24 protein-coding genes are annotated in these 24,230 nt (G+C 43.4%); 10 read left to right on the forward strand and 14 right to left on the reverse strand.

Going from position 1 to position 24,230, the window contains the following annotated elements:
- Positions 1 to 588 precede the first annotated feature (588 nt).
- The gene (locus BIZ39_RS09345) at positions 589 to 918 is read left to right on the forward strand and encodes a hypothetical protein (RefSeq protein ID WP_187446847.1); all 330 of its coding nucleotides are present in this window, start codon (positions 589 to 591) and stop codon (positions 916 to 918) included.
- Between the two features lie 73 nt (positions 919 to 991).
- Here the strand turns inward: BIZ39_RS09345 and BIZ39_RS09350 are convergent, their stop codons facing one another.
- A complete protein-coding gene (locus BIZ39_RS09350; RefSeq protein WP_187446848.1) occupies positions 992 to 1,396 on the reverse strand; it encodes a hypothetical protein in 405 nt (134 codons plus the stop codon).
- Positions 1,397 to 1,613: 217 nt separating this feature from the next.
- On the opposite strand from BIZ39_RS09350, the gene BIZ39_RS09355 reads away from it, so the two are divergent.
- The 3 genes from BIZ39_RS09355 (at position 1,614) to BIZ39_RS09365 (ending at position 3,720) form a co-directional block, all read left to right on the forward strand.
- On the forward strand, positions 1,614 to 2,177 hold the full coding sequence (locus BIZ39_RS09355) for a recombinase family protein (RefSeq protein ID WP_187446849.1): 564 nt from the start codon (positions 1,614 to 1,616) through the stop codon (positions 2,175 to 2,177).
- 10 nt (positions 2,178 to 2,187) lie between these two features.
- Entirely contained in the window at positions 2,188 to 2,961 is a 774-nt protein-coding gene (locus tag BIZ39_RS09360; RefSeq protein WP_187446850.1) for a hypothetical protein, read from the forward strand.
- 276 nt (positions 2,962 to 3,237) lie between these two features.
- Positions 3,238 to 3,720 carry an RNase H family protein gene (locus BIZ39_RS09365; protein WP_187446851.1) on the forward strand — a complete coding sequence of 161 codons (483 nt, stop codon included), beginning with the start codon at positions 3,238 to 3,240 and terminating at the stop codon, positions 3,718 to 3,720.
- A 451-nt stretch (positions 3,721 to 4,171) separates the two neighbouring features.
- Here the strand turns inward: BIZ39_RS09365 and BIZ39_RS09370 are convergent, their stop codons facing one another.
- From BIZ39_RS09370 to rpmH, 6 genes are all read right to left on the reverse strand, one after another.
- Positions 4,172 to 5,788 carry a recombinase family protein gene (locus BIZ39_RS09370; RefSeq protein ID WP_187446852.1) on the reverse strand — a complete coding sequence of 539 codons (1,617 nt, stop codon included), beginning with the start codon at positions 5,786 to 5,788 and terminating at the stop codon, positions 4,172 to 4,174.
- 51 nt (positions 5,789 to 5,839) lie between these two features.
- A complete protein-coding gene (locus tag BIZ39_RS09375; RefSeq protein ID WP_187446853.1) occupies positions 5,840 to 6,319 on the reverse strand; it encodes a YajQ family cyclic di-GMP-binding protein in 480 nt (159 codons plus the stop codon).
- A gap of 64 nt (positions 6,320 to 6,383) precedes the next feature.
- A complete protein-coding gene (gene yidC / locus BIZ39_RS09380; RefSeq protein WP_049586373.1) occupies positions 6,384 to 8,042 on the reverse strand; it encodes a membrane protein insertase YidC in 1,659 nt (552 codons plus the stop codon).
- Between the two features lie 10 nt (positions 8,043 to 8,052).
- On the reverse strand, positions 8,053 to 8,301 hold the full coding sequence (gene yidD / locus BIZ39_RS09385; protein WP_014951464.1) for a membrane protein insertion efficiency factor YidD: 249 nt from the start codon (positions 8,299 to 8,301) through the stop codon (positions 8,053 to 8,055).
- Complete coding sequence (gene rnpA, locus BIZ39_RS09390; RefSeq protein ID WP_015000154.1) at positions 8,286 to 8,645, reverse strand: ribonuclease P protein component; 360 nt, start codon at positions 8,643 to 8,645, stop codon at positions 8,286 to 8,288. Before rnpA ends, yidD begins: the two co-directional genes overlap by 16 nt.
- Positions 8,646 to 8,660: 15 nt before the next feature.
- Complete coding sequence (gene rpmH, locus BIZ39_RS09395; protein WP_014290886.1) at positions 8,661 to 8,795, reverse strand: 50S ribosomal protein L34; 135 nt, start codon at positions 8,793 to 8,795, stop codon at positions 8,661 to 8,663.
- A gap of 626 nt (positions 8,796 to 9,421) precedes the next feature.
- Between rpmH and dnaA the strand changes: the two genes are divergently transcribed.
- From dnaA to gyrB, 4 genes are all read left to right on the forward strand, one after another.
- Positions 9,422 to 11,077: a chromosomal replication initiator protein DnaA gene (gene dnaA, locus BIZ39_RS09400; protein ID WP_049586370.1), complete on the forward strand. Its 1,656-nt coding sequence runs from the start codon at positions 9,422 to 9,424 to the stop codon at positions 11,075 to 11,077.
- 32 nt (positions 11,078 to 11,109) lie between these two features.
- Positions 11,110 to 12,210, forward strand: coding sequence for a DNA polymerase III subunit beta (dnaN, locus tag BIZ39_RS09405; protein ID WP_012516526.1), 1,101 nt, complete (start codon positions 11,110 to 11,112; stop codon positions 12,208 to 12,210).
- Between the two features lie 125 nt (positions 12,211 to 12,335).
- On the forward strand, positions 12,336 to 13,424 hold the full coding sequence (gene recF, locus BIZ39_RS09410; RefSeq protein WP_187446854.1) for a DNA replication/repair protein RecF: 1,089 nt from the start codon (positions 12,336 to 12,338) through the stop codon (positions 13,422 to 13,424).
- 8 nt (positions 13,425 to 13,432) lie between these two features.
- Entirely contained in the window at positions 13,433 to 15,853 is a 2,421-nt protein-coding gene (gene gyrB / locus BIZ39_RS09415; protein WP_187446855.1) for a DNA topoisomerase (ATP-hydrolyzing) subunit B, read from the forward strand.
- 171 nt (positions 15,854 to 16,024) lie between these two features.
- Here gyrB and BIZ39_RS09420 read toward each other — a convergent pair whose 3' ends face one another.
- The 3 genes from BIZ39_RS09420 to glyQ all read right to left on the reverse strand — a co-directional run bounded on the left by BIZ39_RS09420 (position 16,025) and on the right by glyQ (position 19,540).
- Positions 16,025 to 16,468 (reverse strand): hypothetical protein, encoded by a 444-nt coding sequence (locus BIZ39_RS09420; protein WP_039234509.1) that lies wholly within the window; start codon positions 16,466 to 16,468, stop codon positions 16,025 to 16,027.
- A gap of 85 nt (positions 16,469 to 16,553) precedes the next feature.
- The gene (glyS, locus tag BIZ39_RS09425; protein WP_110289606.1) at positions 16,554 to 18,632 is read right to left on the reverse strand and encodes a glycine--tRNA ligase subunit beta; all 2,079 of its coding nucleotides are present in this window, start codon (positions 18,630 to 18,632) and stop codon (positions 16,554 to 16,556) included.
- A gap of 2 nt (positions 18,633 to 18,634) precedes the next feature.
- The gene (gene glyQ, locus BIZ39_RS09430; protein WP_014947716.1) at positions 18,635 to 19,540 is read right to left on the reverse strand and encodes a glycine--tRNA ligase subunit alpha; all 906 of its coding nucleotides are present in this window, start codon (positions 19,538 to 19,540) and stop codon (positions 18,635 to 18,637) included.
- Between the two features lie 146 nt (positions 19,541 to 19,686).
- On the opposite strand from glyQ, the gene BIZ39_RS09435 reads away from it, so the two are divergent.
- A complete protein-coding gene (locus tag BIZ39_RS09435; RefSeq protein ID WP_187446856.1) occupies positions 19,687 to 20,295 on the forward strand; it encodes a DNA-3-methyladenine glycosylase I in 609 nt (202 codons plus the stop codon).
- Positions 20,296 to 20,407: 112 nt separating this feature from the next.
- On the opposite strand, the gene BIZ39_RS09440 is transcribed toward BIZ39_RS09435, so the two are convergent.
- The 4 genes from BIZ39_RS09440 to BIZ39_RS09455 form a co-directional block, all read right to left on the reverse strand.
- Positions 20,408 to 20,869 (reverse strand): DUF2489 domain-containing protein, encoded by a 462-nt coding sequence (locus BIZ39_RS09440; protein WP_039222303.1) that lies wholly within the window; start codon positions 20,867 to 20,869, stop codon positions 20,408 to 20,410.
- A 19-nt stretch (positions 20,870 to 20,888) separates the two neighbouring features.
- Entirely contained in the window at positions 20,889 to 21,392 is a 504-nt protein-coding gene (gene yihI, locus BIZ39_RS09445; RefSeq protein WP_014947719.1) for a Der GTPase-activating protein YihI, read from the reverse strand.
- Positions 21,393 to 21,519: 127 nt separating this feature from the next.
- Positions 21,520 to 22,221 (reverse strand): class I SAM-dependent methyltransferase, encoded by a 702-nt coding sequence (locus BIZ39_RS09450; protein ID WP_080986387.1) that lies wholly within the window; start codon positions 22,219 to 22,221, stop codon positions 21,520 to 21,522.
- Positions 22,222 to 22,521: 300 nt separating this feature from the next.
- A complete protein-coding gene (locus BIZ39_RS09455; RefSeq protein WP_014947721.1) occupies positions 22,522 to 23,145 on the reverse strand; it encodes a c-type cytochrome in 624 nt (207 codons plus the stop codon).
- A 174-nt stretch (positions 23,146 to 23,319) separates the two neighbouring features.
- Between BIZ39_RS09455 and yihA the strand changes: the two genes are divergently transcribed.
- Positions 23,320 to 23,955 (forward strand): ribosome biogenesis GTP-binding protein YihA/YsxC, encoded by a 636-nt coding sequence (gene yihA, locus BIZ39_RS09460; protein WP_187446857.1) that lies wholly within the window; start codon positions 23,320 to 23,322, stop codon positions 23,953 to 23,955.
- The last annotated feature ends 275 nt before the right edge of the window (positions 23,956 to 24,230 follow it).

Raw genomic sequence — 24,230 nt, forward strand, 5'->3', positions numbered from 1 at the left:
GAAGGGGTCTGTCCTTTTACCCCAATTAAATTAGCGGACTTTAAATCTAAAGCAAGTCCCATTCTTAGGGTATATGTATTGCCCTGAACGCCAATGTTTAACGCGTTTACAGTAGACGTAACCGTCTTCGTAATATGAGTCTTTAGATGACATCACAACCTCCTTGGTTGAGCGAGTCTAAGTAACATTGGCAGAAGAGCTCTAGTTGCTTTCCGCGGCACTGGTGGGGGCATTTATTGCGCTGTTTCATAGTTTAAGCCTCAATTCAAATTGATTGAAATTAAACCATGTGGACACTATTATAACGTTGTTGATGCGTGATAGTGGCCGTCATGGCTGGTGTCACAGGAAAGAAAGCTGACGGAGAGTGTCCACCAAAAGGTGTTTACTAGCCGTTGGCTTTTTCCATATTGTGCATATTATAATCAGGCTCATTGTAGGTAAAGCATAAAATTTGGGTTTAACAGATTAGACCAGTCAGTCATTCGTCGCATGCCATGTATTTAAAGCTTTAGCTGGTTTCTTTGTGTTTTTGTATTACAAGACATTGTCTATACTGAGTGGTTATGGCAGCAACATGGAGTATATATGGAAACCCTTAGTACCTTTGCTAAGAGAAAATGCTGTTTAGTAAAAGAACACCCAGATCACGAGAGTCCTACTAGCAAAGATGTTAAAGACTTACTCTATTTGAATAATTGGACGTATGCAGATGCTGCAAAGCTTACAGGTGTTGCTGTAACTGCAAAGGGAAGTAGTCCAACAGTTCAGCGCTGGTGTACAAAAGAATCTTCCAGTGACCATAGAGACATTCCTTACAGTGCATGGCTCGTGTTGCTCACTTATTCTAGCCTAGTCATCTGCAACATGAAGCAAGCCAACAAAATTATCAATGGAAAACTAACAAGCGGTAATTAAGGGTAGGTTAGTCTTACAAATATTAATGTGTAGGCATGTTGTATACACACCTACGATAGCTTTTACAGGTCGTTTAAAAAGCCCTATTGGCTACTTCTACCAATTCGCATTTGCCTGTTTCTGAAGCTGTTACGGGCTCAATCTTATCTGGAAATTCCACTGACTCAGCTACCATAGAAAAGTTCATTGACAAATTGACCCTACTTATAGAGTACTGGTTCGTCATACGAAGACCTGCAATTAGTGTTACGTCTTGATAAGTAATGCTGTCTGCAGTGAAGAAGCCTTTAGCATTGAAGCTATGTCCATTTGAATTAGTGTGGGTCACAGCATTAGTCTCTTCATCGACCTTTGACTGGAACTTTATTTCTCTTCCATCGCCATTGGTATACGAACATTTCAAATACACTGGTTTAGCGAGAACGGGTGATGTAGCTAGTATAGAAGCAACTATGAAGAGGTACTTTTGGCTTAACATAGGTAATAATCCTTTAATATGTGTAGTAGTCCTAACTGGTTACTAACTTATCATTTGCTGGCATTTACTCAAGCTAAAGTAGCGGAGCTAACTGTATTCGTTAGGTATACCCAAACGAGCGTAGTCATTTAATCACTATTTTGTACCTATTTATATTGACTTTTATTTATGGGTACATCACTATCCGCCACCTCTTAGAATCAAACAGGTACAGGAAGTGGCTGATTTAGCATACATTAGGGTTTCTACTACAGACCAAAACACAGACCGTCAGTTGTCAGACACTGGAATCTCTTTCAAGAGGCAATTCATTGACCGCTGTAGTGGTGGTACTACTAACCGTCCAGCATTGAAAGGTCTTAAGGAGTACGCTAGAGAAAGAGATACTATTCATGTACACAGTATTGATAGGCTCGCTAGAAACCTCGTAGACCTCAAGACACTCGTAACCCAATGGAACTCAGAAGGTATTAACGTAAAGTTCCATAGAGAGGGTCTGTGCTTTAATGCTGGTGGGTCTGATGCTATGTCTGACTTAATGCTGAGCATGTTAGGAGCAGTTGCCCAATTTGAACTATCAATGATTCAAGAGAGACGTCAGGAAGGCATAGAGAAAGCCAAGCAAGCTGGTAAGTATCGTGGGCGTCCAGTTAATCAATCCAACCACCAGCGCATTCACACACTGCGCTCAGAAGGTGTATCGCTTCGCAAGATAGCCACTGAAGTAGGTGTGTCATTATCAACAGTACAACGGGCTCTAGCAGCCTCTGAGAAACCTTAAGCATCCATCAATGAGTAAAGCGTTAACACCAAGAAAATGTAGTCAATGTGGTAAGCGTAGAAAACCAGCTAAGCGGTCAAACGGGAGAGCAAGTACCAAGTGTAAGGAGTGTTTTGGAGGTCAGTTCTGGCTTTCTGAATTTGGACGATGGTTTGCAGATGCAGCCAAAAGACAGTCATCCGTTAGTATGCCCCTAGATGAAGACGATATTGTAGGAATCTATGACCTATGGGTAGAACGTAAACACGCTTCAGGTTATAAGCTTAGATGTGGACAACTAAAGCATAGGTATGACTACCACATTAGCCATAGAGATCCTGCTACGGGAGAAGGCTTCCAAGGGCGCTTCACTACTGGGAATCTAATAATAGCTACCGCTGTAGCTAATAAAAAGGCATACAACCATGCGCCAATTGACCATGGGTTTAGAGTCTATACAGATAAAAAACCTTTTGGAACAGCTGCAAAGGTAAGAGAGTGGTGTGGAGGTCAATACGACCTTCTAGGGCTTGTAAATGAATTAGGTCTTAAAAAATACACACCTAAAAAGTTTAACATTACAAATATCAATCCAGATTTCCTTCCAAAAGGAACCTCACCACAGATAACGCTGGAGTCTCAATTAAGGAGGTTTGAAGGTGGTAGCACTCATCCGTGGAGACACACAACATATAGCCCAACGGAAGCTTTCACAGCAGCTCTTGTCTATGGGATTGGACTTGGTGACGGTGTACTTAAAGTGGGTAACGAAGAGCCTCTAGCGCCACCAGAGGTTGAATTTTAGTACACGTCAGAGTCCATAATTTTACCACGAGAAATACCCCATGAATCTCTTTGAAAGTCACGTATTACAAGGAGTTCATGGTGATGGTCGAGGCACCTTGATGCACGACCTGACGATACAGGAGCACTTTTTCAACTAGTAACATAATGCTGCATTTTAAATGCACGTTATCCTTTATGTGGAAGTTCCCACAGTAACAGCTTTATCTAATTATTTTTCTAACATGCGCTCTGGGCTTATCAGGGTGCAGGTGTGCCTATGTCATAAGGAGCAGTAATGACACAATCAACAGATAACACGCTACGCATTTATTTTTACAGTTCGTGGAACTCTCAGACTAAAAACGGTGGGTGGTCTTTTCTAATGACCCGTATAAGCCCTAAGGGAGAGCTAGAGCATTCCCCATTTACAGGAAGTGGGAGCTCTACTACACAGCAGCACATGGAGCTTACAGCGCTTGTGGAAGCCTTTAAGCGCATAGAGGAGAGAAACTTAACAGATAGACCTATTACTGTTTATACCTCCAGTAACAACATTTACAAGAGTATTACTGAGTGGATGGAAGGGTGGAAGTCTAGAGGTTGGAAAGGTGGTAACAAAAAGCCTGTTCAAGATTTAGAGTTATGGCAGAAGTTAGACAAGTACAATGACCAATTCAAGCCTTCATGGAAGTTCATCACTGATGAGGGAGAGCATCCAGCGCACATTGAAGCTAAGGCTATGGCTAAGGCTATCTCTGCTAAGGCAAAAGGATTGTAAGAATGTTAAGACTGTCCAACGCCATCGCTGGTGGGCTTGTAACGCTCTCTAGGCCGTAATTTGAAGCAGTGGCCACAAGCGGGAGTATATTAACTGTTAACGGCTCTCAAGGTGTCTACAAGTGCTCTGATTGTGGTCACGACGACAATTACTATGAGGTTGATTTGTGGACTCGCTGTAATAGTTGTTTCAGTAGCTTAATCACTGACGAGGACGTTATGAGCCTTGAGGAAATAGACCCTATTTAAAACGTTGTACCAGTTGGTGTATGTGTACGCTTGAGGTCGTCTCAGGTGTACACACTCAAATTAAAATGCAGCTAAAACTGAGTGAAAAATAAACTACATTTATCTGTAAAGTCATGAGACGGTGCAATCGCCAAGTGAGTTACTACCCTAGCCACTCCCCCCTGCACCCCTAGAGGAAATCTTGAGAGGCTGCTTGCAGTTCGTTAGATTGCTAGGTAGTAGCCACCTCCCAGTGGGGTTCCTCGTTCTTCTATTGCTATATCATGACCACTCTCAGTCACAAAAGTACTTGTCTTAGTAGCTTCATCTGCTTTGACGATGGATACTTCACCAACGTATTCATTGTGTATTTTGAGTTCTTTTTTCTCGAACCATATGTTTGTACCCAGAACAGAAGCTACACCACCTTGAAGGCTTATTTTGAACCCATCAATTGAATGTAAGTAAGTGTTTAACTTATTAGCTGCAGCCTTACTACCTTCAAGGACTTCTGTAACAAGAGAAGGTACTTCTTCCCTCGCTGTCCATAGTAGTCTAAAAGCCTTGTCATCAGGGTGTTCGACAGGGTCTAATTCAGACAAGCTACGCTTTATCTTCTCAATTTCATTACTAGCGGTATCGAGTTCTCTCGTTATAGCTGAAAGGGCTGCAGGGCTTTCTAGTTGAGCAATCGCTAAAGTGAGGTTACTGACCTTAACCTGAGCTTTGGCTAGTTTCGCCTCTAATTCACGCTTTTCTTGAGGCTGCTCTTTAATTGGTTGGTTCATCATAAGATTCGCTAAGCTTGTGTTAAGTGAAGCAACAGAACCAAGAATAAGAGCTTTGTATCTTATAGACTTCCTATTTGTACATGAGCCACCATCAACTGCGGTTCTACAAACGGCTGTCCTTGATTGAGGTCTACCATGAAGCTTTAAAGTGCCTCCACATGCCCCACATGTCGTTAAGCCAGATAAGGCACTATTCCACTGCTTGCTGTTACCTCTTGTCCGTGTACGGGAGTCTAGAGCTTTCTGCGCCATTGAGAACAGCTCCTGAGACACTATAGGTGGGAGACACAAGTAAGTGGTCTTATCGCTTTTACGCGTATGCCAACCAATCAGTTGCTTGTTTCGAATGAGTTTAGTGATTTTTGAGCTATTCCAATCAACACCATCTTTAGTCAGTCTACCCTCACCGTTAAGCTTTGCTGCGATGTCTGCTCCACCATGGCCTTCAATGGCAAGGTTTAGGACTTCTTCAATCATAGAGACCCATGATGATAGCTCTATGACCTTCCCAGAAGAATCACGTGCAAGCCAGAATGGAAGTCTCATCTTTGGAGCTATACCTTCCTCCATTTCCTTTTGTTTGTTAGCCCACACTTTACTAAGACGCTCACTCTTAGAACGAGATTCATCGTAACCACGGTGTAATCTGCCAGCCAACATATAGACTTGGGTTTGGTCTCCTTCATAGGTGTACTTTTGCTTATCATCTAAAGTAACGATTACCAACCCTTTTTCAAGCAAGTTCGTTACTAGGCTAAAAGCTTGCATTAATGGTTGTCTAGAGAGTCTGTCAGTTTGTTCTATGAGAAGGTGAGTACCTTTTGGTATATCACCATTGTCCAACATCTTTAACAGCCGTCTTAACTCTCCATCTGCTGCTAAATGTCTACCGTGAAAACCAGACTTTCCACCATCATGAAAGGATTGTATTAAGGTAAGGTTGTGTTCCTTACAGTATGCATTAGAAAGCTCTTGTTGACGTTCTAGGCTTGTGCCGTGGCGTTGTGAGCCTGATGAGAATCGTGTGTATGATATTGCGAATTGAGACAAGCAAAGCGCCCCTAGGGATTAATGGGGCAGCATTATAGCTATGTCATCAACTTAGCGGAAGTTCTTAAATTGGAAAGGTTGGCCTAAGTTCGACTCTTTAACCAGCGAAATCACTTGCTGCAAATCATCACGCTTTTTACCTGTTACGCGAAGTTCTTCGCCTTGAATAGCCGTTTGCACTTTGATTTTGGCGTCTTTCACCAGCTTCACAATCTTCTTCGCCATCGGCTGTTCAATACCTTCTTTAAAGGTAATGGTCTGACGGTAAGTTCTACCGTGTGCATCGTAGGGTTTAACATCCATAGATGAAGTGTCTACGTTACGTTTAGACATCGCCGTTCTAAACATGCTTTCCATTTGCTGAAGTTGGAATTCAGCTTCAGCTTTCATGACCACGGCTTTATCTTTGTACTCAAAGCTCGCGTCAATACCGCGAAAGTCGAAACGCGTTGATAGCTCACGGCTTGCGTTTTCAGTGGCGTTACGTACTTCTTCCATGTTGATTTCAGAAACAATATCAAATGATGGCACAGGTTATTCCTCTTAAGACAAAACAGCCCGCATAGGCGGGCTGTATAATTCATTGATCAGCGTGTTATTTACTGCTGATGCCCCGCTTCTCCATTGAAGCATAAATCATTTTGGCTTGAACCAAGGTAATCACGTTACTGACTAGCCAGTATAGTACCAGACCTGCAGGGAACCACAGGAAGAATACACTCATTGCTACCGGCATCCATTGCATGATTTTCTGCTGCATTGGATCAGTAATGGTGGTTGGCTGAAGTTTTTGCAACAGGTACATACTTGCGCCAGTTAGAATTGGCAGCACAAAGTACGGGTCTTTTGTAGAAAGGTCAGTGATCCAAAGCACAAAGTCTGCGTGACGTAGTTCAACACTTTCCATCAGTACCCAGTAAAGCGCAAGGAAGATAGGCATTTGCAGAAGAAGAGGTAAGCAACCGCCCATTGGGTTTACTTTCTCTTTGCGGTAAAGCTCCATCATAGCTTGAGACATTTTTTGTCTGTCGTCGCCAAAACGGTCTTTTAGCTGCTGCATCTTAGGTGCTAAGTTGCGCATACGTGCCATTGACTCGTATTGCTTCTTAGTTAGCCAGTACATCGCGCCTTTCACTACAATAGTGATAAGGATAATTGCCACACCCCAGTTATTAACTAGGCTATGAAGGAAGGTAAGAAGGGCGAACAGCGGCTGTGAAATCCAGAAAAGAATACCGTAATCAACGGTTAGGTCTAATCCGCGCGCAATTTTCGCTAGGCTTTCTTGATCTTTAGGACCCATGTAAAGGGTAGACGCAAGGGTTTTGGTTTCACCAGGCGCTACGCTCTCAGACGGCGATAATACACCAATTACCGCATACTGATTTTTCAGGTTACGAGAATAAAGCGTGTTAGTTTGCTCTTGTGAAGGTACCCATGCTGATACAAAGTAATGTTCAAGCATGCCAACCCAACCCGCTTTCGTGGTTTCGCGTAGGTTGTCATCTTCAATCTCGTCAAACGAGTACTTTTGATAACGGTCATCTTCCGTTGAGTAAGCGGCACCACGGTACGTTGGCATAAACATGTTGCTGTCGTCTTCAAACTCCATCACTTGCTTAAGCTGCGCATACGGCTGAACCGTTGCTGCGCTGCCGGTGCCATTTTCAACGTTATAGCTCACGTTTACGTCGTACTGACCTTTAGTGAAAGTGAAAGTTTTGGTAACTGACAAGCCTTGGTTGTTTTTCCATGTAAGAGGAATAACAAGGGTGTCGCCAGTCATTTCATAATAGTCACTTTGTGCATTATACACCGGGCGGCCACTGCTGCTTGCATCAGGCCCTTGAGCACCGATTAGACCACTTTGCGCTACATAAAGACCGTTGCCAGAGCGAAGTAGGCTGTAAGGAATATCCGAACCTTGCTCTACCGGAAACTTCAGTAAGTCTGCTGATACTACATCGCCGCCTAGCAAATCGATGCGTAAATCAAGCGTATCGGTTTTTACTTCAATAATGCGGTTTGAGCTTTGCGCCGCTGCGATAGGTTGTGCAGCAGGAACGCTATCACTACTAGGTACATCTTCGCTGCCATTTTCATTAAATGACGGTACGCCTTGTGATGTCTCTTGCGTTTGTTGTTGCTCAACAGGCACAACTGGCTGTGGCCCATAATCTTTTTGCCATGATTGCCAAAGCAAAAAGCTAACTAGCGCAAGGCCAATTATCAGAAAACTACGTTGCGATTCCATAGAGGTCTCTTTATTTTGAGTGTTTATCTTGTTGTTTTTCCGGCACTGGATCATATCCGCCGGCATGCAAAGGGTGGCATTTTAATATGCGTTTAATAGATAACCAACCGCCTTTTACTAATCCGTGCGTTTTTAATGCGTCTATAGCATACCAAGAACAAGAAGGATGGAAACGACATCGTTGCCCTAACATAGGGGAAATGAACCATTGATAGAATTTTATCAATGCCAAAGGCACTGCAATTAAGAGTTGCCGCAACGCTTGTTTAATTTTTTCCATAGCTTGTCCAATGTAGCGAAAACTTCTTGGTTGCTAAGGTTGTCAGCGCCAGACTTGCCAATAACGATAATATCGACATTGGGTAAGTTGTGCTGTTTATGCCTAAAACTTTCTCTGACTAATCGCTTCAAACGATTTCTATCGTGAGCTTTACGGATACGTTTTTTCGCGAGCGTAATGCCTAAACGAGGAGTTGAAAGTGTATTTTTTCTGGCTAGGACAGTAAAAGAGGGAGATACAGCTGGGGTTGCGTTATCAAACACATAGGTAAAGTGGGTGGGAGTTAACAGACGTAACTCCCTAGAAAAATTATTCTCGCCCACTTTGGCGTCTTTCAATTAAGCTGAAAGACGAGCGCGGCCTTTTGCACGGCGAGCTGCTAGTACTTTACGACCATTTTTAGTCGCCATACGAGCACGAAAACCGTGAGAACGCTTGCGCTTTAGATTGCTCGGTTGAAATGTTCTTTTCATGACCAAAGTCTCACTTATATTTAGTTAAACATAGGCGTTTTTGGTAACACATTATGCTGTTGCCAGAACAATGTGGTGTTTTCACCAGAAAAGCCCATCGAAAAAGGACGCTGAATTCTAGAGATCTCGGGGCGTGCTGTCAATGCATATTCTCGCTTTTCGGATGAATAAGTGAACAATTTTTGCATTTTCTAATCGATAGCCTAATCGATAACGCAGTTTTCGTACAAATCGTCTGTGAATAACGCGTAAAATTTGGTTAGGTTATCCACAGTGCGTTGTGAAAAACACAGAGATATATATAAAAAGCAAGGTGATCTAACGGTTTTTTAGCACAAATTTAGAATGAATTTTTCTCGTTATAGTTTGATTTGATCTAAAAGAAAAAAGCTTGCTAATCAGTTGCTTGTTGTTTTGATCGAAAAGATCGATCGGGATCGCCATTTACATTGTGTTGATAAAGTAAGATAATCCACAGCGATTAAAACGATAACTTAATTTCTCGCTGCTACCCAACACTTCCAACGCTATTTTCTTCTAATGGCGCTTTTTAGTGCCTGCTTTCTTTATGCTTGGCTTTTCAGGAGTTGGTTTTTCTAGCGAGTTACGGGAGCTAACTACGTACCATGTCCTTGTGGAACCAATGCCTTGAAAGATTGCGTCAAGAATTACCAACGCAGCAGTTTAGTATGTGGATACGACCGCTTGTTTGTGAAGAACAACAAGGCGTGGTTGCACTCTATGCTCCCAATCGTTTTGTACTTGATTGGGTAAGAGACAAGTACCTGAATAATATTACCGCACTACTAAAAGAGTTTGCCGGAAGTGACGCACCACAATTGCGTTTAGAAGTGATGAATCGTCACAGCGTAAGCCGTAGTCAGCCTGTAAGTACCAGCGGATCTTCGCCTGCTCCAAATACGCCTAATAATCAACCAAGTAAGCCTAGTGCACCTGCGGGCGGTCAAGGGTATCAGAACTATAATCCTAGTAATCAGCCTGTTCACAGCGGCAGTAATGGGCAGCACACATCGTCTTATTCACCAATGTCGAATAGCGGTATGCCATCATCGGCAAGCCAAGCGGGTGATCAAGGACAAAACAATGCGTTTTCAAAATCACCTTCATACACACAGGGTATGGATCTAAATGATCGCGGTGCGCAAAACCACGACCGTAATGGATATAATGCATACGCAGATCAAGCGCCAAGATCGTCTACACCGCCGAAAGTGATCCCGATCCCTGAGGCGATGAAGCATAAAAGTAATATTAATCCGACTTATCAATTCGACAACTTTGTCGAAGGTAAATCTAACCAGCTAGCACGTGCGGCTGCAACTCAAGTTGCAAATAACCCAGGCGGTTCTTACAACCCACTGTTCATTTACGGTGGTACGGGCTTAGGTAAAACTCACTTATTACATGCAGTGGGTAATGGCATCGTAGCTAATAACGGTGACGCTAAAATTGTGTATATGCATTCAGAGCGTTTCGTGCAGGATATGGTTAAGGCACTACAAAATAACGCTATAGAGGACTTTAAGCGCTTCTATCGCAGCGTTGATGCGTTACTTATCGATGATATTCAATTCTTTGCTAATAAAGAGCGTTCACAAGAAGAGTTCTTCCACACGTTCAATGCGCTTCTTGAAGGTAACCAACAAATCATACTTACTTCTGATAGATATCCTAAAGAGATTGATGGGGTAGAGGATCGATTGAAATCGCGCTTCGGTTGGGGTTTAACTATTGCTATAGAGCCACCAGAGCTTGAAACCCGAGTGGCTATTTTGATGCGCAAAGCGGCAGAGAACCGGATTCACTTACCTAATGAAGTGGCGTTCTTTATAGCTAAGCGATTGCGTTCAAACGTACGTGAGCTCGAGGGTGCACTTAACCGTGTTATTGCTAACGCAAACTTTACCGGTCGCCCTATCACTATTGATTTCGTTCGCGAAGCGCTTCGAGACCTTCTTGCGCTTCAAGAAAAATTGGTAACCGTTGATAATATTCAGAAAACCGTCGCAGATTATTATAAGATAAAAGTAGCTGATATTTTGTCTAAACGACGTAGTCGTAGTGTGGCGCGTCCTCGCCAAGTCGCGATGGCGCTGGCCAAAGAACTTACCAACCACAGTTTACCTGAACTAGGAAACGCGTTTGGTGGACGAGACCACACTACGGTTTTACACGCTTGTAGAAAAATAGAGCAGCTAAGAGAAGAAAGTCATGATATAAAAGAGGACTATAAGAACCTCATTAGGACTTTGTCTTCCTAACACCACGACCTTAGAGGCGAGATAGCACTGCGATGAAATTTACTATAAGCCGCGAACAATTTTTACAACCCCTACAGTTGGTATCTGGTGCTGTAGAGCGTAGACACACACTGCCAATTCTTTCCAATGTTCTCATCAAAGTAAGTGAGGACGCACTTTGGCTTACTGGTACAGATTTAGAGGTAGAACTAATTTCTAGCGTGAAATTAGAAGGTGAATTCACGGAAGGTGAAATTACTGTTCCTGCTAAAAAGCTGTTTGATATTATTCGCGGTATTTCTGAAGGAACAGATATTCATTTCTCGTTAGACGGCAGCAAAGCACTTATTCGTGCCGGTCGAGGTCGTTATACGCTTTCTACTTTATCTGCCAACGACTACCCAAATTTAGAAGACTGGGAAGGTGAAGTTGAGTTTGAATTATCGTGCAGTGATCTAAAACGTCTTATCGATGCAACGAGCTTTTCAATGGCTCAACAAGACGTACGTTATTACTTAAATGGTATGTCCCTTGAAACGGAAGAGAATATCATTCGTACCGTTGCAACAGACGGTCACCGTCTTGCTCTTTGTCGCCTAAACTACGAGACCGCTTTGCCATCTCGTCAGGTGATTATTCCACGTAAAGGCGTGTTAGAAATTTCTCGTCTTATTAGCGAAGATGATAAATCTCTTAAGGTGCAAATAGGCGCCAACCATCTTCGAATTTTCTCAAACGATTTCATTTTCACTTCGAAATTAGTTGATGGCAGATTTCCTGATTATCGCCGTGTTTTACCTCAAAATGGCGACAAGGAAATTATTGCGAGTAAAGCCGTATTAAAAGAAGCATTTTCACGTGCGGCCATTCTATCTAACGAAAAGTTTAGAGGCGTACGATTAAACTTGTCTTCTGGTGAGCTTAAGATAACGGCTAATAACCCAGAGCAAGAAGAAGCGGAAGAAATCGTTGATGTTCAATATCAAGGTGACGATTTAGAAATTGGCTTTAACGTTGCCTATTTAATTGACGTATTGAATGCGCTTGGATCTGATGGTGTTAAAGTTAGCCTATCAGACTCAAACGCAAGTGCGCTAATCGAAGATGATGCTGATGACGCCGCGTTATACGTTATTATGCCAATGCGACTGTAGTCACTACTACATTAAGTGTTTGCAGCGTTTCGCATATTCCACGTTATTTTATTATTTAAATTATCAATTCAAGAAGCGATGAGTGTTGATACTCCTCGCTTCTTTTCTTTCATCAGTGTGACCTCATGAAACTGGACCGCGTCCAGATTACACAGTTTCGTAATCTTACTTCCGTATCACTTTCTCCTTCACCAGCGTTGACTATCATTAAAGGCGTGAATGGGAGTGGAAAATCCTCGTTAATCGAAGCACTTTATTACCTGGGCTTTGGACGTTCTTTTAGAACAAATAAACACAGTTCGGTTATTCAAAATGAGAAGGACAGCTTCAGTGTTTTCGCGTCATGCAAAACTGAAGAAGGGGATGAATTAAAGCTAGGTTTTCAACGAAGTAGAAATGAGACATTCACCTGTAGTATTAACGGTGAACATTCAAATAAGTTATCAGATTTAGTTAGCTTGGTACCACTTCAACTTTTTACTCCGCAGAGTACTGACCTTATAATTGGTTCGCCTTCCGAGCGTCGACGTTTTTGTGATTGGGGATTGTTTCACGTGGAACATCAGTTTCAATCACTTGCTAATCAGTATGGTAAATTTTTAAAACATAGAAATGCCTTACTGAAACAGCAGGCAAATTTAAGCGCACCACAAAATCAATATTGGGAGTCTCAGTTCTCAAAACTAGGTGAATCTCTATCGGCTACGCGTCAGGAATATGTGGATACCCTTACGCCTATTTTTAAGCAATATGCGCAAGAATTTCTTCCTAACTTCGATGTGGAATTAAGTTACTATAAAGGGTGGGAAAAAGATGTCGGTTTATTAGAAAGCCTAGTTAAAAAACGTGAGTATGATGGTAAAATAGGACATACCTCTTCTGGGCCCCATAAAGCCGATTTAAGGCTTAAAGTGAATGGAGTAAACGCCCAGGAGCTTTTATCGAGAGGGCAGCTTAGAATGGCTGTGGCAGCGCTTCAAATGTCACAGACTAAGCTATTTAATAAGGCAACGCAGCGTAAAAGTATCTTTTTACTTGATGATGTAGGTGCCGAACTAGATGCCGATAAAAGAGAACAATTTATTGATGGGTTGCTCAAAATGGATACGCAGGTTTTCGTTACTGCAATAGAATCCACGCAGCTCGCTTTTATACAAAAATACAACGAAAAGAAAATGTTTCACGTGGAACATGGAAACGTGAAAGAGGAGTAAAAGCTAGTATGTCAGCAGAGAACAACTACGACTCGTCCAGTATTAAAGTACTTAAAGGATTAGATGCCGTAAGAAAGCGTCCTGGTATGTATATCGGTGATACTGATGATGGTACCGGATTACACCACATGGTTTTCGAGGTGGTCGATAACTCTATCGATGAAGCACTTGCTGGACATTGTTCTGAGATTACTGTGCTCATTCACAGCGATGGCTCAGTATCTGTGTCTGACGATGGACGTGGTATACCAACTGAAATGCACCCAGAAGAGGGTGTGTCTGCAGCTGAAGTTATTATGACGGTTCTTCACGCCGGCGGTAAGTTCGACGATAACTCTTATAAAGTATCGGGCGGTTTGCACGGTGTAGGTGTATCAGTAGTAAATGCACTTTCAAGCCGTCTGAAGCTTCGTATTCGTCGCGGCGGTAAAGCGCATGAACAAGAATATCATCATGGTGTTCCACAGGCGCCACTAGCCGTAACAGGCGATACTGACAAAACGGGAACTATGATCCGTTTCTGGCCAAGTTCAGACACCTTCACAGATACGCTTTACCACTACGATATTCTTGCTAAACGTCTTCGTGAACTATCATTTTTGAACTCTGGTGTGTCTATTCGCTTGAAAGACGAACGCGATGGAAAAGAAGACCACTTCATGTACGAAGGTGGTATCAAAGCTTTCGTTGAGTACCTAAATGAAAAGAAAACACCTGTTCACCAGAAAGTGTTTCATTTCAGCAGTGAACAAGAAGACGGTATTGCAGTAGAAGTAGCGATGCAATGGAACGATAGTTTCCAAGAGAACGTGTTCTGTTTCACCAACAACATTCCTCAGCGCGACGGCGGTACTCACTTGGCGGGCTTCCGTGGAGCGTTGACGCGTACATTGAATAACTACATGGAAAAGGAAGGCCTGAACAAAAAGGCTAAAACGAATGCCAGTGGTGACGACGCGCGTGAAGGTCTAACCGCGGTTATTTCTGTTAAAGTACCAGATCCAAAATTCAGCTCACAGACTAAAGATAAGCTTGTATCTTCTGAAGTTCGTCCAGCTGTTGAATCGGCAATGAATGAAAAGCTAGCTGAGTTCTTATTAGAAAACCCTGCAGAAAGTAAAATCATTGCGGGTAAGATTATCGATGCTGCTCGTGCTCGTGAAGCTGCACGAAAGGCCCGTGAAATGACACGCCGTAAAGGTGCGCTAGATTTGGCTGGCCTACCAGGTAAGCTAGCTGACTGTCAGGAAAAAGATCCTGCACTTAGTGAACTATACATAGTGGAGGGTGACTCTGCGGGCGGTTCAGCTAAGCAGGGTCGTAACCGTAAAAACCAAGCTATTCTTCCGCTTAAAGGTAAAATACTAAACGTTGAGAAAGCGCGTTTCGATAAGATGCTTTCTTCGCAGGAAGTTGCGACGCTAATCACTGCACTAGGTTGTGGTATTGGTCGCGACGAGTATGACCCTGAAAAACTACGCTATCACAGCATCATTATCATGACCGATGCTGACGTGGATGGTTCTCACATTCGAACGCTTCTACTCACATTTTTCTATCGTCAAATGCCTGAAATCATTGAGCGTGGATATGTATATATTGCACAGCCTCCGCTTTACAAAGTGAAGAAGGGTAAACAAGAGCAGTATCTTAAAGATGACGATGCGTTAACTAACTACCTAACATCAATCGCCATTGACGGTGCGTCTTTGCACACCAGCGATGAAGACCCAGGTATTAGTGGTGTAGGCCTTGAAAACCTTGTTAAGCAGTACCAATCGGTAGAGAAGATGATTGCACGTATGAAACGTCTTATGCCTGCATCTATCCTCTACAGAATGCTTTACACGCCTACGCTAAACCTTGAAGACCTTAAAGATCAATCTGCACTAGAGCATGTGGCGAAACACTTCGTAGAGCAGCTTACAGAGCGCGAAAACGATGGTGCTACATACCGTTATGAAATTCGCACTGATGCTGAGCTTAGCGAGTACTACATTACAATCATTATGCGTATGCACGGAATTGATTATGAGTACATTATCGATCATGAGTTCATCGAGTCGTCGGAATACCAGCGTCTTAAAGAGCTTAACCTTGCCATTAACGACATGATGGGCAAAGACGCCTACATTCAGCGTGGCGAGCGTAGACAGCCAGTTGAGTCTTTCAAAGAAGCACTAGAGTGGCTAATGAACGAAGCGAAACGCGGCCAATACATTCAGCGCTATAAAGGGCTAGGTGAAATGAACCCTGAGCAACTCTGGGAAACCACCATGGATCCTGAAAGCCGCCGTATGCTACAAGTTACCATTGAGGATGCCATTGGTTGTGACCAGCTGTTCACTACATTGATGGGTGACCAAGTTGAGCCTCGTCGAGAGTTTATCGAAGCTAACGCGCTGAAAGTGGAAAACTTAGACGTGTAGAGCTTTTATTTATTTGAAAAAAGCGACCAACGGGTCGCTTTTTTTTTGCCTAAGCTCAGGTGAATTACTCGTACAAAACAGAGAACTTTTTATTGGCATTGAACGTGAGGCAAGAGTCTTTACAATGAAAAAAGCTTGGTGAATGCCGCTACTACTACACGGCACTCAAGTCTAAACTTTAGAAACAACCAGAGCGACTTCCCCCGCACTTGCTGCTGTTGCTGTAAAGCGATAGGTGCCAGTTGAGGAGGGGGTAAATTGCAAGTTCTCTGAGCCCTGTTCACAGACTAAATAAACAGTGGAGCCTAACATTACAGGCTGCCCTTTATATTTGCCGCCACAGCTTTGTGAGGGCGTCCATTTTGCATCGGACAACCTAAAATCATAAGGTTGTCCGTCGGCTATGAGTTCAACGTCCACTGTCCAGCCTGAATTTGATCGTTTGAACTTGTAACTTGGGTCAGCCTCCCACCAGTTAAATACACCTCTTAGGAACATGTTTTCGAATTGAATGCGAGGCACGTCCGGTGCTATTTCTGGAATTTTAAAACTTCCACTGCTTGAGCATGCTGAAAGTGCTATGCACATAGAAGCAATAGTTAGTAACTTCTTCACAGCGTCTCCATTTATAAAAAAAGCCCAACGTTAAGGCTGGGCTCTTTGTTTTTCGCGGCATAAAACCGCATTAACTCTTACTAGCCTACGACTTCGCGAGAATAGATATATCTGCGGTAGTAAGGAAAAGTTGCCTTAAAAGCGACAGTAAAGCAAGTCGGTTATTTTTAACCGCTTCGTCATCAGCCATAACCATTACGTTATCGAAGAAGTTATCGATTACATTACGTAAGGTTGCAAGCGCAGTAAGAATACGCGTGTAGTCCTGTGAAGGAACAGCAATATCAACTTCTTTCTGTGCGGCTTTCAGCTCAACGTAAAGCGCTTTTTCAGCTTCTTCAGCTAACAGTGACTCATCAATATTCACTGTGTCTGTCACTTCAACGTTCTGCTTAGCAAGGATGTTTGCAACACGCTTGTTAGCGGCAGCTAGCGCTTCGGCTTCTTCCAATGCTCTGAACTTATCTACCGCATGAACTCGGGCTAAGTAGTCAGCTGGCTTAGTAGGGCGACGAGCAGCAACGGCCTGAATAACGTCAATGGCGATAGCTTGATCTTGTAGGAGCGCAGTAAATCGACCCAATACAAAATCAACAACCTGAGATTGTGTTTCTGCATTCGTTAACTTATCGCCATACACATCGATAGCTTTGCTTACTAACGTTTCAAGATCTAGCGGCAGTGACAGCTCAGTGACAATACGTAATACACCGATAGCTGCACGACGAAGCGCAAATGGGTCTTTATCACCCTTAGGTAACTGGCCAATACCAAAAATACCCACAAGAGTATCTAGTTTGTCAGCAAGCGCGACCGACGCGCTAACGCCTGAACTAGGAAGTGCGTCACCAGCAAAACGCGGCATGTATTGTTCATACAGTGCTTCTGCAACGGGCGCATCTTCACCGTCGTTTAGCGCATAGTATTTACCCATAACACCTTGAACGTCAGGGAACTCCATAACCATGTTCGACATCAAGTCGGTTTTAGCTAGAAGACCTGCTCGTGCAGCTTGTGTTTCATTCGCATCTATTTGCGACGCGATAAACGCCGATAGGGCAGATATACGCTCAGACTTTTCTTTTAGCGTACCAAGCTGTTTTTGGAACAACACGGTTTCTAAGCTTTCAAGGCGGCTTTCTAATGTCGTCTTTTTATCGCTGTTAAAGAAGAACTCAGCGTCTGCAAGACGAGGGCGGATAACCTTTTCATTGCCAGAAATAACTTGAGACGCATCGCGACTTTCGATATTCGTTACGAATAAGAAAGTGTTTGAAAGTGCACCATCGCTATCTAGCAGCGGCACATATTTTTGGTCGTCTTTCATGGTATAGATAAGCGCTTCTTTCGGTACTGCCAAGAAAGCCTCATCAAAACCAGCTTGAAGTACAACCGGCCACTCTACAAGTGACGCGATTTCTTCTAGTAAGTCTTCATTATAGTCTGGCTTAAGCGACAAGCTTTGCGCTGCGTCTTCAAGCTGCTGACGCACTTTATCTTTACGCGCCTCAAAATCTGCCAGCACATATTGTTGCTCTAGGGCAGAGGCGTAATTGTCAGCATGATCCAGTTCAAAGCGACCTTCGCCGTGGAATCGGTGACCCTGAACAACGCGGCCGCTTGTTAGGCCCAATACAGAAACGTTAACCACTTCGCTTCCGTAAAGCACGCAAAGGGTGTGAACCGGGCGTATAAACTGAGTGTTGTAATTACCCCAACGCATTGGCTTTGGAATAGGTAGCTTGCTTACCGCTTGGTTTATCAGCCCTTCTAGAAGCTCTGCAACTAATTGCCCTGGAACGTGGGCTTTATGAAGTAACCACTCTCCTTTGTCAGTTACAAGGCGTTCTGCGTCAGCAACGTCAATGCCGTTACCGCGAGCCCAACCTTGTGCTGCTTTAGTGGGATTACCGTCGGCGTCAAACGCGGCTGATACTGCTGGGCCGCGTTTCTCTACTACTTTGTCAGCCTGACCTTCAGCAAGACCTGAAACATAAACGGCTAAGCGGCGAGGGGCTGCAAACCAGCTGACTGAATCAAAGCTTAAGTCAGCTTGCGTAAGCGCAGCTTCAAACTGCGTGGCGAAGGCTTCACCTAAAGACTTAAGCGCTTTTGGTGGGAGTTCTTCAGTACCTAATTCAACTAAACAATTTTCTGTACGCACGCTTATGCCTCCTTGTTACATAGTGGGAAGCCAAGTGCTTCACGTGCTTGGTAATAGCTTTCTGCACACGCTTTGGCTAGCGTTCGAACGCGAAGAATATAGCGCTGGCGTTCGGTCACTGAGATAGCATGACGAGCATCAAGCAAGTTAAATGCGTGTGACGCCTTCATAACCTGCTCATAGGCAGGAAGTGGAAGGTTGTTTTCGATAAGCTTTTTGCTTTCTGCTTCACATTCGTCGAAGGTTCTAAATAAAGCTTCAACATTGGCGTGTTCGAAGTTATACGTCGATTGTTCTACTTCGTTTTGATGGAACACATCGCCATAGGTCACTTTGCCCATAGGGCCGTCAGTCCAAACCAGGTCGTAGATACTATCGACACCTTGAACGTACATGGCGAGTCGCTCTAAGCCGTAGGTAATTTCGCCGGTAACAGGCTTACACTCTAGACCGCCTACCTGCTGGAAGTACGTAAACTGAGTTACTTCCATGCCGTTTAGCCACACTTCCCAACCTAGACCCCATGCACCAAGCGTGGGTGATTCCCAGTTGTCTTCTACGAAGCGAATGTCATGAACCAGCGGATCGAAACCTAACTCTTTCAAAGAGCCCAAGTACAACTCCTGAATATTGTCAGGTGAAGGCTTAAGCATTACTTGGAACTGATAGTAATGTTGTAAGCGGTTTGGGTTCTCACCGTAACGACCATCGGTCGGTCTACGGCACGGTTGAACATAGGCGCTACTCATTGGCTCTGGACCTAAAGAACGTAGGAACGTCATAGGGTGAAAAGTACCGGCACCCACTTCCATATCCAGAGGCTGAATAATAACGCAGCCCTGACGCGCCCAATAATCTTGAAGCGCAAGGATCAACCCTTGAAAGGTCTTAATATCGTATTTCTGCATACATCCGCTGCTTATTAGTTATCTGACTTAAAATAAAGGTGGGATAGTATACAATTTGTGAGGCATAGTATGTAGGTGTAAAGGGTGAAAAAACGTCACGAATAAAGCCAATATGCCACTTCACAACAAGGATTTAATCTTAAGCCATGCCCAATCAAACAAAAATAGAAAAAAATATGCCTTTGCATCGCTGCGGTTGGGTAAGCAGCGACCCTATTTATTTAGCGTATCATGATAACGAATGGGGGGTACCCGAGCTAGATAGTCGCGCGTTGTTTGCTAAGTTATGCCTCGATGGACAGCAGGCTGGTTTATCTTGGCTGACCATTTTGAAAAAACAGCAGAATTTTGAACAGGCATTCTACCAGTTCGACCCTGAGAAAATTTCGAAAATGGGCCCCGATGATGTCGACAGACTTATGCAAGACAGCGGCATAATCAGAAACAAGCTCAAAATAGAGTCGGTTATCAAAAATGCCAAGGGTTTTTTAGCTATTGAAGCGTCGCAGCCATTCAGTGATTTTATTTGGCAATTTACAGATGGACGTACGGTCATTAATGCGTGGGAAGACTTCAGGCAAGCACCCACATCAACTGATGCGTCTAAAGCAATGTCAAAAGCACTTAAAAAGCACGGATTTAATTTTGTAGGTGAAACGATTTGCTATGCTTTTATGCAAGCTGTGGGTATGGTCAATGACCACGAAGTAGGGTGTCATTGTTACGAACGTACCTGCGAGCTCGCGATAAAGTGACATAGGCAAAGGTAACCGGGTTAAAAAAATGGCCGACTACATACTGTACTCGGCCATTTTCGATATTGATTGCATTAGTTTTTATCTTTTAAATCAGCGTCGCGCTTACTCGTTATTTAGTGGCTACGAGTGTCTCACAATACGCCTTCAGCGGTGGTAATTCGTCCAGCACCTTAGATTCGTATTCCGATTCAATCTGCTCGCGAGCGATATCTTGCTTTCTTCGCTCATTCTTAGGTAGCTGTTGCCTTGCTTCTAAAATCGCAAAACCGCTTACCTCTGTGAATAGTGCATGAATGTTGGGATACTGCGCTTTAAAATCAGGCGGAGTACTTATTGGAAGCGCGTTAAGCAAGTTCACGATGCGAATTACGCCTTCTGACAAATCACATTGCTGCTGCTCCATCGCCTTAGCTATTACTATAATACTGTCGGTTATAGTGGCTACGCGCGACTGCCTTGCCGCTTCTTGTCGCTCTTTTTGTTGTTTTAACATAAACAGCAGTTTGCCTGCGTAAAAACCTAGCGCAAGAATAATTAGTAGCGCGATGCCTGAAAGTACTGCCCAAAGCATGACTCTTTCCCGTTTTTTATTAGTGCTTAAAGTCGTCGATATTAATAGCGTCTAAATCATTAAACGGATCCATATCGTCGTCTTCATCATCCTCTTCTACTATTCCTAATAGATCACAAAGAATGCGGTGGCGTGCCATTTTCTCGTCGACATAAGCTTGTTGCTCACGGGTGAGCGGTTTATCGTCGTCAAGTTTGTCGAGTAAATCTGACAAGCGTTGATCTGCTTCAAGCGCTGCCAGTTCTTGGGCTGGTGTGGCGTACTTTTTCTTTTGAGCAGGGGTGGGCGTCACTGCTTTTACAAGCTGAATAGGCTTTTTACTGCCGTGGCGCGGATCTTTATTCTCTGCACTCTTTTTGCCCGTCACTTTTTTCTGTTCAACATTGTGGCGATTACCAGCGGGCTTACCTTTATGCTTTTTAGGGCGAGGCGAGTCTGATTTACGGTTTTCGCTTGGTTTAAAGTCAGGATCTTTACGAACGCCGATTAGGCCGACTTTACGTGATTTCTTTGAACGTGCCATAATTTCCAAATAACAAAGAGAGTGAAAAAACAGCGCTATTATAGCGCGAATTAGTGTCTACGTATTGATCTTTGGGTATGCAGTGCAAAATCAATACGGGGAACATAAAGTATTACGGGAATTTGTTTCAGCGCTTTCTCAATAGAACGACATCGCTGGCAGGAAAAGTGACATCATAGCCATCTCGTTGTGCCAAATATTGAAAGGTTGCTTCGCTGAAAAAGCTAACGTGGGTGACGTCGTTTTTATAGTGCCAATTTGCAAACCTGGCTTTATCAAGTACGCGCTTGGTCATGATGGCAAGAACGCCACCAGAAGCTACAAGTTTGTTAAAAAGCGCCCATTCCACATGAGGGGCGTGAAAGTGTTCTATAGCCTCTGTACATGTCACTATGTCATAGCTTTGCTCAAGTACCGATAAGTTGTGTGCATAGAAGGGATCGTACATATTCATCCTAACGCCTTCTTCTTCCAGCATACTTGCTAAAACAGGCGCAGGGCCACAGCCAAAGTCTAGTCCTCGGAGTTCACCAAATTTCATGTCTTTTATAAAAGGTGTAAGTGGCGTTAAAACCTTTCCTAAAAACTTTCGATACCCTTCGTCTTCAAAGCTATTCTCGTGAAGGTCATACTCCTGCTTTTCTACTTCTTTAGATGGCAAGAATTCAGGAGAAACATAAACGAGTTTGCATTGATTACATTGAAGGTAATCGCGCTTTTTATCTGAGTGATAGTGAGATGGCGCGTTAGCGCTTTTGCATAAAGGACAGTACATAGGAAAGTGAACAATAATAAGGGGCTTAAAAAAGAAAAAGGTGATGGTTCTCACCATCACCTTACATTGTATGAGTGTCAGATGACACCTCTCCCGTTATACACTTCTATGTGTATTTTGCTTCCCTAGCCGTGCTCCCCTTATTTTTATTGTTAGCAGAGCTGTATTGTTGTTTTTGGCCCTCGTGGCTCTTTATCCCGTCTTCCATGCTGCATTTTTATTATTATTCTTGTTATTTAGCTTGTAGCTTTTCAAAGGCACCTACAAACTACGCCGTTAGATTACACGAATAATTTCAAAATACAACTTTTTCGGTAACAAATTTTTAACAACAATGTGCAAAAACGGTAATGCTTAGTGTAAGCCCGCGATATAGTTAGATAAAATCTCAATATCTTCGTCGGTTAATTTCATCGCAATATCACGCATCATGCCATTCATGTCATTGTGACGTTGGCCTGAACGGAATGCTTTCAATTGAGCTGCAGTGTAAGTTGCATGTTGACCGCTGATATCAGGGAAACCTGCTAAGCCCATGCCGTTGCCCTTAGGACCGTGACACGCGATACATGCAGTTACGCCTCGAGACTCGTCGCCACCTTGGTACAATGCACGGCCAGCTTCAACGTATTGCTCTGGTGTTTCACCCGCCTTTGGCTCTTGGCTTGAGAAATAAGCGGCTAGGTCTTTCATGTCTTGCTCTGAAAGTGGGGCAGCCATGCCGTTCATGACAGCATTGTTACGACCTTCCTCGCCACCTGTTTGAGAGGCAAGTTTAAATTCGGTTAATTGCTTAACAATGTACTTCTCATGCTGGCCAGCAATCTTTGGGTTCATGTCAATCATGCTGTTGCCATCAGGGCCATGACAGGCTGCACATACTGCAGATTTCGCTTTACCTGCCTCGGCGTCGCCTTCTGCCATAGCAGTTGCGCTTAAACCTAAAGACATACATACCAACAAACACAGTTTTTTCATAATAAATCTCTTAAATGGATCCAACGGCTCGCGTGATATACGTGATATCATGCGTATTTTACACATTTAACGCGTCAGAAAAACCTATTCCATGATAAAACTATGGTTTTTAGTTGGTTTATTCATTAAAAAACTGTAAACCGAAGGTTGAGACGCATGTGGAGGTAAGTCTAGATGTCGTATTACACCAAAGCAAAATTCTTTACGAGCGCACCTGATATTCGTCATTTAAAGAATGATACCGGAATTGAAGTAGCGTTCGCGGGCCGCTCTAATGCGGGTAAATCGAGTGCACTTAACACGTTAACTCGTCAGAAGAACTTGGCAAGAACCAGTAAAACACCGGGTCGCACCCAATTGATCAACGTCTTTGAATTAGAAGAAGACTTACGCTTGGTTGATTTGCCAGGATATGGCTTTGCAAAAGTGCCAGTAGCCATGAAAAAGAAGTGGCAGGCGTCACTTGGTGAATATCTTCAAAAGCGCAAGTCCCTTAAAGGATTAGTCGTTTTAATGGATATTCGTCACCCCCTCAAAGATTTAGACCAAGATCTTATCCATTGGGCAGTAGCCTCAAATATTCCAGTACTGGCACTTCTCACTAAAGCCGACAAACTTAAAAGCGGTAAGCGAAAGGCACAGCTGTTAATGGCGCGTGAAGCTGCGATGGCATTTATGGGCGATGTTACCGTGCAAACCTTCTCGTCATTAAATAAGCACGGGTTACCCGAATTAGAGCGTATTTTGGATACGTGGTTTGGCTTAGATAAACAAGACGAAACAGAAGAGTCTGATAGCGAAGTACAGTAGCGCAATTCACCCTTACCGTTTGTGCTGATCTGACGTGCCCGATGGATAGGTATGATGGGGTGTTAGAAAAAAGAACGCCCCGCATAGAGCGAGGCGTAAACTGAGAGAAAACACATAAAAACCGTAGATATAGAGTCGTGATAAATAGAGAAGTTCAGAAAAATTAAAATAAAATTCGCTTTGTTTTTTAAGTTATTGATATTTATGAATTATACCAATTGCATTAATTAATTGACCAACTTTATCCACTCTCTCCAACAGAGATTTTTGACTCG

The organism is Alteromonas sp. BZK5 (assembly GCF_014349115.1).
In the GTDB taxonomy this organism is placed as follows: domain Bacteria; phylum Pseudomonadota; class Gammaproteobacteria; order Enterobacterales; family Alteromonadaceae; genus Alteromonas; species Alteromonas macleodii.